10 protein-coding genes are annotated in these 11,599 nt (G+C 48.5%); 5 read left to right on the top strand and 5 right to left on the bottom strand.

The genetic code is table 11. The features are described 5' to 3' along the window. Nucleotides 1–59: 59 nt before the first annotated feature. From dcd to gnd, 3 genes are all read right to left on the bottom strand, one after another. On the bottom strand, nucleotides 60–629 hold the full coding sequence (gene dcd, locus ASG24_RS01800; RefSeq protein WP_055825679.1) for a dCTP deaminase: 570 nt from the start codon (nucleotides 627–629) through the stop codon (nucleotides 60–62). A 182-nt stretch (nucleotides 630–811) separates the two neighbouring features. After that, the gene (gene zwf / locus ASG24_RS01795; RefSeq protein ID WP_055867199.1) at nucleotides 812–2,287 is read right to left on the bottom strand and encodes a glucose-6-phosphate dehydrogenase; all 1,476 of its coding nucleotides are present in this window, start codon (nucleotides 2,285–2,287) and stop codon (nucleotides 812–814) included. 108 nt (nucleotides 2,288–2,395) lie between these two features. Beyond that, nucleotides 2,396–3,301 carry a phosphogluconate dehydrogenase (NAD(+)-dependent, decarboxylating) gene (gene gnd / locus ASG24_RS01790; protein ID WP_055825673.1) on the bottom strand — a complete coding sequence of 302 codons (906 nt, stop codon included), beginning with the start codon at nucleotides 3,299–3,301 and terminating at the stop codon, nucleotides 2,396–2,398. Nucleotides 3,302–3,532: 231 nt separating this feature from the next. Between gnd and pgl the strand changes: the two genes are divergently transcribed. Next, nucleotides 3,533–4,219, top strand: a complete 687-nt coding sequence (gene pgl / locus ASG24_RS01785) for a 6-phosphogluconolactonase (RefSeq protein ID WP_055867197.1) — start codon at nucleotides 3,533–3,535, stop codon at nucleotides 4,217–4,219. A gap of 69 nt (nucleotides 4,220–4,288) precedes the next feature. Here pgl and ASG24_RS01780 read toward each other — a convergent pair whose 3' ends face one another. Continuing rightward, nucleotides 4,289–4,846, bottom strand: a complete 558-nt coding sequence (locus ASG24_RS01780) for a DUF1003 domain-containing protein (protein ID WP_055867195.1) — start codon at nucleotides 4,844–4,846, stop codon at nucleotides 4,289–4,291. An 11-nt stretch (nucleotides 4,847–4,857) separates the two neighbouring features. Then, the gene (apbC, locus tag ASG24_RS01775; RefSeq protein WP_055825664.1) at nucleotides 4,858–5,946 is read right to left on the bottom strand and encodes an iron-sulfur cluster carrier protein ApbC; all 1,089 of its coding nucleotides are present in this window, start codon (nucleotides 5,944–5,946) and stop codon (nucleotides 4,858–4,860) included. A 260-nt stretch (nucleotides 5,947–6,206) separates the two neighbouring features. Here apbC and ASG24_RS01770 point away from each other — a divergent pair, with 260 nt between their 5' ends. The 4 genes from ASG24_RS01770 to ccoS all read left to right on the top strand — a co-directional run bounded on the left by ASG24_RS01770 (nucleotide 6,207) and on the right by ccoS (nucleotide 11,593). Next, nucleotides 6,207–6,665 carry a fasciclin domain-containing protein gene (locus ASG24_RS01770; protein WP_055867193.1) on the top strand — a complete coding sequence of 153 codons (459 nt, stop codon included), beginning with the start codon at nucleotides 6,207–6,209 and terminating at the stop codon, nucleotides 6,663–6,665. A gap of 232 nt (nucleotides 6,666–6,897) precedes the next feature. Further along, entirely contained in the window at nucleotides 6,898–8,946 is a 2,049-nt protein-coding gene (metG, locus tag ASG24_RS01765; protein WP_055867190.1) for a methionine--tRNA ligase, read from the top strand. 213 nt (nucleotides 8,947–9,159) lie between these two features. Then, a complete protein-coding gene (locus tag ASG24_RS01760; RefSeq protein ID WP_055868381.1) occupies nucleotides 9,160–11,451 on the top strand; it encodes a cation-translocating P-type ATPase in 2,292 nt (763 codons plus the stop codon). Between the two features lie 4 nt (nucleotides 11,452–11,455). Then, on the top strand, nucleotides 11,456–11,593 hold the full coding sequence (gene ccoS, locus ASG24_RS01755) for a cbb3-type cytochrome oxidase assembly protein CcoS (RefSeq protein ID WP_055825655.1): 138 nt from the start codon (nucleotides 11,456–11,458) through the stop codon (nucleotides 11,591–11,593). Nucleotides 11,594–11,599: the final 6 nt, after the last annotated feature.

Genomic DNA, 11,599 nt, shown 5'->3' with positions numbered 1-11,599 from the left:
ACTGAGAAAGCCATGCTTTTACTCCGTGCCTCTGTGGTAGTTGTTAGTTTTTTCAAAAGCTATATTTTTGGCAATGTAACGCCGACCTGGCCCTGATATTTGCCACCGCGATCTTTATAGCTGGTTTCGCACACTTCATCAGATTCAAAAAACAGTACTTGGGCGCAACCTTCGCCTGCGTAAATTTTGGCAGGTAGCGGGGTTGTATTGCTGAACTCCAGTGTGACATACCCTTCCCACTCTGGTTCAAATGGTGTGACATTGACAATGATGCCGCAACGCGCATACGTGGATTTTCCCAGACAAATAGTCAATACCGAGCGCGGGATGCGGAAATATTCAACCGTGCGGGCTAATGCAAACGAATTGGGCGGAATCACGCAATAGCCTTTGCCAGATACTTCGACAAATGATTGCGGGTCAAACTGTTTGGGGTCGACAATGGTGCTGTTGATATTGGTGAACACGCGAAATTCGTCAGCACAGCGGATATCGTAACCATATGATGACGTACCGTATGAAACGATTTTCCCGCCATTCTCTTCGCGTATCAGTGTCGGCGAAAACGGCTCAATCATGCCGTGTTGTTCAGCCATTCTGCGTATCCATTTGTCCGACTTAATGCTCATTCCGATATCCAGTCTTTGCGCGTTTTTTGGCGCTTGTGTACTTGCAAATAAAGAGAAAAAAGCGGAGTTTCAAACTCCGCTTTTAGTAGGTGCAAATAATAACAATAAATACTGTCAGTTTTGCAAACTTTTTATGAATTTTTGGCGATTATTTAAGCCTGCGGCATTCCTACCGCAAGTGCTTATTTGTCGCCGCCCAATTCAATGCTGTAACGCCAGAACTGATCTTCACTTTCGAAGATCACTTTAGACGCAGCCGGGTCACGGCTGCCAGCAGGGTATTGATATACCGGACGCTTGTCTTCAGCCCAGGCTTTAACGACCGGATCAACCAGGCGCCATTGCGCTTCAGCTTCAGAAATGTGCAGGTAGTTGGAGTTGTCACCTTGCATCAGGTTCAGCAATAAAGCTTCGTATGCGTCTACAGAGTCATCACTATCCCAACGGTTGGCGGCATCCAGCTGGATGGTGCGCGTTTGAATATCCAGGCCAGGGATCTTGGACTGGATTTCCAGTTTGATGCATTCGCGTGGCTGAATACCAATGATGAGCCAGTTCTGGTCCTGGTCATTGATTTGCAGCGGCGCTTTTTTAAAGCGGATAGCAATACGTGTATCGGCTTCGTGCAGGCGTTTAGCGGTGCGGATGTAAAATGGCACGCCTTTCCAGCGTGGATTGTCGATAAACAGTTTCAGTGCGGCATAAGTCTCAACCACGCTGTCATTGTTGCCCAGCTCTTCCAGGTAGCCTGGTACTTTTTCGCCATTGATTTCGCCAGCGCTATATTGCGCACGGAATGCGTGTTTTTCCAGTTCATCAACCGGAATCGGGCGAATTTGCTCCAGCAATGCGATTTTTGCGTCACGCACACCTTCAGGAGATAAGTCCTTAGGCAATTCCATCGCGGTCAGTGCCAGGGTTTGCAAAATGTGGCTTTGCAACATGTCACGCAATGCACCGGTGCTGTCGTAGAATTGGGTGCGGTCGCCTACACCCAGCATTTCGGTGTTGGTGATTTGTACGTGGTCCACATACTGGTTGTTCCAGATCGGCTCAAGCACAGTATTGGTAAAGCGTTGCAGCAAGATATTTTGCAGTGCAGATTTACCCAGGTAATGATCGATACGGTAGATCTGGCTTTCTTTCAGGTGCTTGGTAATTGCTGCTTGCAGTTCTTTCGCAGATGGCAGATCGGTACCAAATGGTTTCTCGATCACCACACGGCGCCAGTATTTGTCTTCTTGTGTCAGGCCGACATTCGCCAGTGATTCCACTACCGGAGCGAAATCCACCGGACGTACTGACAGGAAGTAGGCCAGATTCTGCGGGAATACAGACTCATCGCTCAGCTTTGCTTTCAGCTTGCTGAATGCATCAGGGTCGGTTGGCGGATTGGCATGATAAAAGTTACGCGCAATAAAGCGCTCAAACACGACCTGGTCGTAGCCTTTTTTAAATTTGGCATCCAGCATGCTTTTGATGTCTGCACGCCAGGCTTCAAGATCAACCACTTGGCGGCCAACGCCGACAATTTTCAGTTCTGCTGGCAAGCGGCCCAGTGAGTCCAGCCTGAATAAGCCAGGATAAAGTTTTACTCTGGCCAGGTTACCACTAGCGCCAAACAGCACCAGTGTGCATGGATCAATTTTATTCGTCATTTCTAACCTTAAGATAAAAATGTAAACGGGAAAGGGCAAGCCTTTCCCATATTTTAAACATCACTAGTAATAAGCAAAAAAGCCTCTCATCAAGAGAGGCCTGTTTTATTACTTGGTTTTTACTGCGTGACCGCCAAATGCATTACGCATCAGGGAAAGCAGTTTATAGCTGTAACCTTTTGAGTCCTGGCTGCGGAAACGTGCTTGCAATGCCACTGTCAGTACTGGGGCGGCAACGCCTTGCTCAACCGCTTCAACCACTGTCCAGCGGCCTTCACCTGAGTCAGCCACATATGGTGCAATGGCTTCCAATTTCTGGTCGTCTTTCAGGGCTTCTGCAGTCAGGTCAAGCAACCAGCTGCGTACTACAGAACCATGACGCCACAATTCAGTGATTTGCGCCAGGTCAAGATGGAAATCTTCTTTGCCTTTGATCAGGTCCAAACCTTCAGCAAATGCTTGCATCATGCCGTATTCGATACCGTTATGGATCATTTTGGTGAAGTGGCCGGAACCGACTGGACCAACGTGTGCCCAACCGCGGTCAGCGTGTGTTAATGCTTGTGCATAAGGTGCCAATACGTCAGCGTATTGTTTTTCGCCACCGTACATCAGGCAATAGCCATTATCCAGGCCCCAGATACCACCGGAAGTACCACAGTCGATAAAGCCGATACCATGTTCAGCTAATAAAGCGCCACGACGTTGGCTGTGTTTGTAGTTAGAGTTACCACCATCAACGATAATATCGCCTTTGTTCAACAGTGGAATCAGGTCTTTGATTTGGTTTTCAGTGATTTCACCAGCTGGTAACATCAACCAGACGATTTTTTGGCCTTCCAGTTTGCTAACTGCATCAGCAACTGAGGTTGCTGCTTCCAGGCCTTCGTCTTTTACTAATTTGTTTACGAATTCGGTATTAAAGTCAAAACCAACCACGTTGATTTTGTGACGAAGCAAACGTGCAGCCATATTGCCGCCCATTTTGCCCAAGCCAATCATTGCTAATTTCATCAGGATTTTCCTATGGTGTAAGGACAGTTATTGAAACACCCATCTTTTGGATGGCATGAACCCGAGCGGGTTATTTGATAATTTTGCAGAATTATCATGTCGAGTCGGTTATAATTATAACAAATGCAGCCAGCGACTGAAAGGCTGCATTTTGTTATTTAACAAAAATGTCACAAAGTGTTTTTGTGAATGACTTAAAGTTGTTTTGTATCGTTTTCTTACAGGTTTTTTATGTCTTTGAACTCTCAAACACGTTGGCACACTTTTCAATCACAAGATGAAATTAACCAGGCAGCTTTACAGCGCATTTTAGCCGCAGCTGATGAAGCCATCGCCAAGCATGGTAATTTCCTGGTGGTGTTAGCTGGGGGCAGTACGCCTAAAGCTGTCTATCAGTTACTGGCGAAAGCCGATGCAGACTGGTCAAAATGGCATATATATCATAACGATGACAGATGCCTGCCAGCCGATCATGCCGAGCGCAATAGCAAAATGGCGCGTGAAGCTTGGCTAAACCACGTAGCGATTCCACGAAGCCAGATTCATGATATCCCTGCTGAGTTGGGCAATGTTGAAGGTGCCAAGGCGTATGCACAGACTTTAAAAGGTGTGCGTACATTTGACCTGGTCATTCTAGGGCTGGGCGAAGATGGCCATACTGCGAGCCTGTTCCCGGGCCAGCTGGTTGATAACACTGCTGACGTGGTGCCAGTCTACAACTCGCCAAAACCACCTGCCGACCGGATTACCATTAGTCAGGACCGTTTGAACAATACCAACGAAGTCATGTTTCTGGTGACTGGTGCCGGCAAACAAGAGGCGGTTGATAACTGGCGTAAAGGTGTTGCGATCCCGGCAACACTGATTCAGTCGCCAAACGGAGTGGATGTGTACTGTTTCGGTGTTGAGCTGAAATAGAACTGTAGTTATAGCGAAAATAAAAAAAGCGCCCACAGGCGCTTTTTTTTATACTTTAATTTAGATGCTTTATTTACTACTCTTTTCAGTGAGTAATTTTTCCAGTAATTGAATTTGCTGTTGCTGAAACTGAATAAGCTCCTGCCACTGGTGCTCGCGTAAATCATCCAATTTCTCGTGTAAAAGCAGAATCTCTAATTCTGCTTTGAGATTCACTTCGTAATCATGTTCGGCCTGCCTACGGTCAATTTCGGCTTCGCGGTTTTGTGACATCAATATAATCGGCGCCTGTATCGATGCCAGCATGGATAAAAACAAATTGAGCAGGATGTAAGGGTAGGGGTCAAATGCACGGTCATAGTGAAGCAAGATGACAGAGTTCAATATAACCCACGCAACGAGAACAAAAATAAACGCAAAAATAAATGTCCATGACCCACCAAAACGCGCCACGGCATCCGCCGCACGCTGGCCGAGATCGGAAGGTTGGCCGGATTTTTGTGATGGGTTACGTGAAATATGGCGGCGCTCGGTCAGCTGTCTCGCCACTTTTTGTGTACGCTCATCCATGGCCTCGTACTGCGCGCCAATCAGGTCTTCTGCGATATGGTGCTCACGGATGGTCATGCGATTTCTTTCTAGGTTTTTTGAATCACAATGTTGGGGAACTTGGCGCTATGGTCCAAATTGGCAATCGCAATCTTGCTGGCCGCCTTGCGGGCGATCTGTTTATACGTGCTTGAAATTTTGCTATCCGGGGTAGCAACCACAGTCGGTTGGCCGCTATCCGCCTGCATGCGGATATTAATATCCAGCGGCAAGCTTCCCAGCAGATCCACGTTGTAATCCTTAGCCATCAATTCGCCGCCACCCGCGCCAAAAATATGCTCTTCATGACCGCAGTTGGTGCAAATATGCGTGCTCATGTTTTCGACAATACCCAGGATAGGGATGCCGACTTTCTCAAACATTTTGAGACCTTTGCGCGCATCGAGCAGGGCAATGTCCTGTGGCGTCGTGACGATAATCGCACCAGTGACCGGGATTTTCTGAGCCAGGGTCAGTTGGATATCGCCGGTGCCTGGTGGTAAATCAATCACCAGATAGTCTAAATCTTGCCAGCGGGTATCTCTTAATAACTGCTCCAGCGCACCCGTCACCATAGGCCCGCGCCAGACCATAGGCGTGTCAGTGTCTACCAGAAAACCGATACTCATGGCCTGAATACCATGTGCGCGCATAGGTTCTATGCTTTTACCATCGGCGCTATCCGGGCGTCCGCTGATACCCAGCATTTGCGGTTGGCTAGGCCCGTAGATATCTGCATCCAGCAAGCCTACAGTTGCACCTTCAGCCGCCAATGCCAAGGCCAGATTCACTGAGGTGGTGGATTTGCCAACGCCACCTTTGCCTGATGCCACGGCAATCACGTTTTTCACATTGGGTAGCAAGTTAACACCACGCTGTACGCTGTGTGCCACGATACGCGAACCGACATTGACCGTGATGTTGCCTATGCCATCCATAGTTCTCAGTGCATCCGCCACTTGCTGGCGAATCACATCAAACTGGGTTTGTGCCGGGTAGCCCAACACTACATCCAGGCTGACATCATTACCGTTAATCTGGATATTTTTGATGGATTTGGCACTGATAAAATCTTTACCAGTGTTTGGGTCTATGCAAAGTTTTAAGGTGCTTTGAATCAATAATTCGCTGATGGCCATGCCTGGGATTCCTGAGGTAATGCCTGACTAAAGAGAGCGGGTATCTTACTCCATTGAGCACTCCTAGTCATGCAGACTCTATGCGATTAGACATTAAATTAGGTGCCAAGGTACGTTCTCCGTCAGGCCAGTAAGGTGGCTGTAAGCTATAAGTATGCTCTGGTAAGTTAGCCGTAAGGCTCCACGGATAATGTGGATACATCGGTAACAGAGATTTGTGCCCGAACATTTAAGTTACCCATTTATCAGGAGAAAATAATATGAAAAAAATACTCGCACTCACTGCCCTGGCCATGAGCCTTTCCAGTGTTGTCTATGCAGATACCTTGTTACAAACAGCTCAACAAGATGGCAGCTTTAAAACTTTTTTAAAAGCGGTAAAAGTGGCAGGCCTTGAAAGCACCTTGAATGGCGATGGGCCGATTACCTTGTTTGCACCCGATGATGCTGCCTTTGCCAAACTTTCCAAAGCCAAATTAAATGCATTATTAGCTAACCCAACCGAGTTGAAAAAAGTGCTCAGCTATCATATATATCCTGGAAAAATTACACAGGCTGATGTGAGTGCCGGTCAAATAAAATCACTAGAAGGCACAAATTTGAAGCTATCTGTTACCGAAGGCGTAAAAGTAAATAATGTTGCAGTGGAAGGCAATGAACTCAATGCCGATAATGGTGTGATTCATACTGTGAGTGCTGTGCTGATTCCTAAAAGTTAGTGAATTGTGAGCGTAATCATTCTTTGCCAAAGCTTAAGGCCAATCAAGCATTATTGATTTCGCCAATGTTGCTGCAATAAATGGTTGTGGCATTGCTACTCATTATATTGCCTGCTAATCGCAGGCAATATGATTTACGGCGAGTGATTATGTAGTGTCGAATGGCATAAAGATTCGTTGAAACCGCAACGGGTTTGCTAAAATAGTCGTTTTAAGTTTTGGTTACGGTGTCATGACACGCAAAATATTGGTCACTTCTGCACTTCCTTATGCCAATGGCAGTATCCATTTGGGGCATCTGGTTGAATATATTCAAACCGATATCTGGGTGCGTTTTCAGAAAATGCAGGGCCATACTGTGCATTACGTTTGCGCGGATGACACGCATGGCACACCGATCATGCTGCGGGCGGAAAAAGAAGGTATCACGCCAGAAGCGCTGATCGAAAAGGTGCATGTTGAGCATAGCCAGGATTTCGCCGATTTCCTGGTGCAGTTTGATAACTACTATTCCACCAACTCGGAAGAGAACCGCCAGTTGTCCGGTAATATCTACCGTGCGCTCAAGGCTAATGGCAAGATCGCCAATAAGACGATTGAACAGTATTTTGATCCGGTTAAAAGCATGTTTTTGCCGGACCGCTTTATCAAAGGTGAGTGCCCCAAATGCCACTCCAAGGATCAATATGGTGATAACTGTGAAGTCTGCGGCACCACTTACAGCCCGACAGAATTAATCAATCCTTATTCTGCAGTGTCTGGCGCGACACCGGTACGTAAAGAGACTGAGCACTACTTCTTTAAATTAAGCGAATGCGTGGATTTCTTGCGTGACTGGACCCGCTCCGGCACGTTGCAAGCTGAAGCTGCCAATAAAATGAATGAGTGGCTGGGCGAAGCGGGTGAGAACAAGTTATCTGACTGGGATATTTCGCGGGATGCGCCTTATTTCGGTTTTGAGATTCCGGATGCGCCGGGTAAGTATTTCTACGTGTGGCTGGATGCGCCGATTGGTTACATGGCCAGTTTCAAGAATCTGTGTTCTAAAGCAGGCCTGGATTTTGACGAATACTGGAAAAAGGATTCCACCACCGAGCTGTATCATTTTATCGGTAAAGACATTCTCTACTTCCATGCCTTGTTCTGGCCAGCGACACTGGAGTATTCCGGTCACCGCACGCCGACACAGGTATTTGCACATGGTTTCCTGACCGTGAATGGCGAGAAAATGTCCAAGTCGCGTGGCACGTTTATAACTGCGCGCAGTTACCTGGATCACGTCAAGAATCCTGAGTATTTGCGCTATTATTATGCCGCCAAATTGAATGGCAGTATGGAAGATATCGACCTGAATCTGGAAGATTTTGTCGCACGTGTCAACAGCGACCTGGTAGGTAAATACATCAATATTGCCAGCCGTACTGCCGGATTCATTGCCAAGAAATTCGACAACAAAATCATTCCTGCCCAGCATGCGGTGATCGATGATATGCGTGCTGCTGCACCGGCGATTGCTGAAGCTTTTACAGCGCGTGATTTTGCGCGTGCCTTGCGCGAAGTTATGAAACTGACAGATGCAGCCAATGCGTATGTGGCGGAGGCGGCTCCATGGGTGGTGGCGAAAGATGAAAGTAAATCGCCGGAATTGCATGCCATTTGCAGTAACGCGCTGGAAATGTTCCGCCTGCTGACGATTTACCTGAAGCCGGTGCTGCCAAATATTGCAGCGGCTGTTGAGGCTTTCTTCGATGTCGAACCTTTGCAGTGGGCCGATGCGGCATTTGGGTTGGGTTCGCAAACCATACAGCCGTATTCACATATGGTGACGCGTCTGGAAGGCAAGCAGATCGAAGCTATGGTGGAAGCCAACAAGGAAAACTTGCAGGCAACTGAAGCTGCGCCAGTCGTTAAAGCTGAGGCGAAAGTCGAAAGCAAGCCAGCAGAAGAGGGCGCTTATATCTCGATTGATGATTTTGCCAAGGTGGATTTACGCATTGCAAAAATCGTCAGTGCCGAGCATGTGGAAGGCGCAGAAAAACTGCTGAAATTAATGCTGGATATTGGCGAAGCACAGCCGCGCCAGATATTTGCAGGCATTAAGTCTGCCTATGACCCCGCCACCCTGGTCGGACGCCTGACCGTGATGGTGGCAAACCTCGCGCCACGCAAGATGAAGTTCGGCATGAGTGAAGGCATGGTACTGGCAGCCAGTGATGAGCGTGGCGGACCGTATATTCTTTCACCAGACAGTGGAGCGCAACCTGGTATGCGTGTCAAATAATGCACACTGAATGATGATGTCCCGGAACGGAATGCGCCGACATTTGTCATAACTGGGTTGTCTTATTTAGCAATTCCTTGCGCTAAATCAAAGAAAATACAGCCGTTTTCGGTGTTAATAAACATTTCAAATCCCGGCTAAATCATTGTTTTATATTATATTCAATCATATAATATAAAGTTGTATAATGTTTCACGAATGGTCCATATTGCAATGGCAGCGTCCCAAGCACTGAGCGGTGCAAATCCCTGGCAAGGGCTGGATATCCAGTCCGAATGGGAACGTTTTAGCCAGCGTGATGCCAGTTCTTCGCATGTGTGGACCTCGCACGTCTGGGTCGATTCTATGCACTGCGCCGCTTGCAGCGGGCGCATTGAGCAGACCATCAAGCAACTTCCCGGTGTACTTGCAGTGTACGCCAGCGCAGCTTCGAAACGCGTACGCGTGGTTTGGGATGCACAAAAAATTTCCCCTTCGCAATGGTTTGCCAATCTGGATGAGATTGGCTATACCGCTATGCCGGTCAACGAATACAACGCCATTACCGATAGAACCGTCCAGCAGCGCAAGATGCTCTGGCGGCTGGTAGTCGCGGTTTTCTGCATGATGCAGGTCATGATGTACGCTTACCCGACCTACACCGCCGATAGCAATGACATGGCACCGGATATGGTGCAATTGATGAAGTGGGCATCATGGGTGCTGACGTTGCCGGTGATGCTGTTCTCGGCAACGCCGTTTTTGTCCCAAGCCTGGATTAGTCTCAAGCAGCGCCAGCTCGGTATGGATGTGCCGGTGTCGCTTGGCATTATCACTGCCTTTGTCATGAGCACACTGGCAACCTTTGCGCCTGGCGGCTGGTGGGGTGATGTGGTGTATTACGACTCACTCACCATGTTCGTCAGTTTCCTGCTGATCGGGCGCTGGCTGGATGTGAAACTGCGCAACCGTACCGCCGGTGCACTGGAAAACATGATGCGCCGCTTGCCGCATGCAGTGCTGAAAAAAAGTGAAACAGGCGAGTGGGTACAGATTGCGGCCAACAATATCAATGTAGGCGATATTCTGTATGTTCGCCCAGGCGAGATATTTGCGGCAGATGGTAAGGTCATTGTCGGCAATACCAGTGCCGATGAATCCATGCTTACCGGCGAATCTGATCCAGTGATGAAACCAACCGGGGCGCAGGTCATTGCCGGTTCCGGCAACCTGACTTCAGTGATTGAGATGCAGGTTGAGCAGGTGGGCGAGGGCACGCAATACCATGCGCTGGTGAATTTAATGGCATCCGCATCGACTGAAAAGCCTGGCATTGCTTTGCTGGCTGACAAAGTCGCGCAACCTTTCCTGTGGGGCGTGTTGTTAGCCGCGTTGGTGGCAGTTGGTTACTGGTGGTCTATAGACCCGGCCAAAGCCGTGATGTCGGCGGTCGCGGTGTTGGTGGTGACTTGCCCATGCGCGTTGTCTCTGGCGACACCGGCGGCGATGCTGGCCAGTGCGGGCACGTTTGCCAAAGGTGGTGTGCTGATCCGCCGCTTGCAGGCGATTCAGGCCATGAGTGAAATCGATACCATCGTGTTTGATAAAACCGGCACGCTGACCGAGAATCTGCAACAGGTACAGTTGGCTGAAACACATCCTGATTGGGGCAATACCCTGATTCTGGATATGCTGGCTTCGATCACCCGCGATTCCCTCCACCCGGTGGCAAAGGCGCTGCATACTTATGCTGTACAACAAGATGCGCTCACTGACCTGGTCATGCATGACTGGCAAGAAGTTGTCGGTGGCGGTATTTCGGCGACCCTGGATACGCAAGCCGAAGCTGCTGTAGCCGTGAAACTGGGCAATGCGCAGTTCAGTGGCGTGATGGAATCGGATATTGGGGCAGAGCGCCAAGTGTATTTAATGGCTGGCAACGTGATGGTGGCGCGATTTACGTTGACCGAGCAGGTGAAGCCACATGCCAAGGCGGCAATTTCACAATTAATTTCACAAGGGCTTGATATTCAACTGTTATCTGGTGATAGAATAGCGCCGGTAAAAAATCTGGCATTACAACTCGGTATTCAGAGTGCGTCAGGTCTGCAAAAAGCAGAAGATAAGCTGCAACACGTGATGTTGCTGCAAAAACAGGGGCGGAAAGTTTTAATGGTTGGTGATGGTTTGAATGACGGCCCTGTCATTGCAGCAGCGCATACTTCTATTGCAATGGGTACCGGCGTCCCTTTGACGCAGGCACAAGCCGATATGGTGGTATTGGGTAATGATATCGGTGTGCTGGTTTCGCTCATTTCGCACTGTAAGAAAACTATCCTCATCGTCAAACAAAATTTGTTATGGGCAGCGCTTTATAACGCTGCCGGAGTGCCTCTGGCGATCATGGGGCTGCTACCTGCCTGGTTGGCAGGTTTAGGGATGGCGGTCAGTTCGCTGTTGGTGTTGCTTAATGCATTGCGGCTGACGGACTGGAATAAGTCCGGCTGGCAGAAAGGTCAGGCATAGCTCCATGGAAATTGCGTTTTTATTGATACCGCTGGCGGTGTTGCTGGTGTTTGTAATACTGGGTGGTTTTTGGTGGGCCATCCATACAGGACAATTTGAGGATCTGGAAGAAGAAGGATCCCGAATATTAGAGCAGGATTGATATGTG

This window comes from Methylophilus sp. Leaf414 (genome assembly GCF_001425425.1).
In the GTDB taxonomy this organism is placed as follows: Bacteria; Pseudomonadota; Gammaproteobacteria; order Burkholderiales; family Methylophilaceae; genus Methylophilus.
The sequence above is the reverse complement of the archived record's forward strand: the minus strand, read 5'-3'. Positions and strand labels throughout refer to the sequence as shown.

Bases quoted from the DNA above. Each gene is read 5' to 3' on its own strand.
- dcd (WP_055825679.1), bottom strand. From the start codon at position 629: ATGAGCATTAAGTCGGACAAATGGATACGCAGAATGGCTGAACAACAC.
- zwf (WP_055867199.1), bottom strand. From the start codon at position 2,287: ATGACGAATAAAATTGATCCATGCACACTGGTGCTGTTTGGCGCTAGT.
- gnd (WP_055825673.1), bottom strand. From the start codon at position 3,301: ATGAAATTAGCAATGATTGGCTTGGGCAAAATGGGCGGCAATATGGCT.
- pgl (WP_055867197.1), top strand. From the start codon at position 3,533: ATGTCTTTGAACTCTCAAACACGTTGGCACACTTTTCAATCACAAGAT.
- ASG24_RS01780 (WP_055867195.1), bottom strand. From the start codon at position 4,846: ATGACCATCCGTGAGCACCATATCGCAGAAGACCTGATTGGCGCGCAG.
- apbC (WP_055825664.1), bottom strand. From the start codon at position 5,946: ATGGCCATCAGCGAATTATTGATTCAAAGCACCTTAAAACTTTGCATA.
- ASG24_RS01770 (WP_055867193.1), top strand. From the start codon at position 6,207: ATGAAAAAAATACTCGCACTCACTGCCCTGGCCATGAGCCTTTCCAGT.
- metG (WP_055867190.1), top strand. From the start codon at position 6,898: ATGACACGCAAAATATTGGTCACTTCTGCACTTCCTTATGCCAATGGC.
- ASG24_RS01760 (WP_055868381.1), top strand. From the start codon at position 9,160: ATGGCAGCGTCCCAAGCACTGAGCGGTGCAAATCCCTGGCAAGGGCTG.
- ccoS (WP_055825655.1), top strand. From the start codon at position 11,456: ATGGAAATTGCGTTTTTATTGATACCGCTGGCGGTGTTGCTGGTGTTT.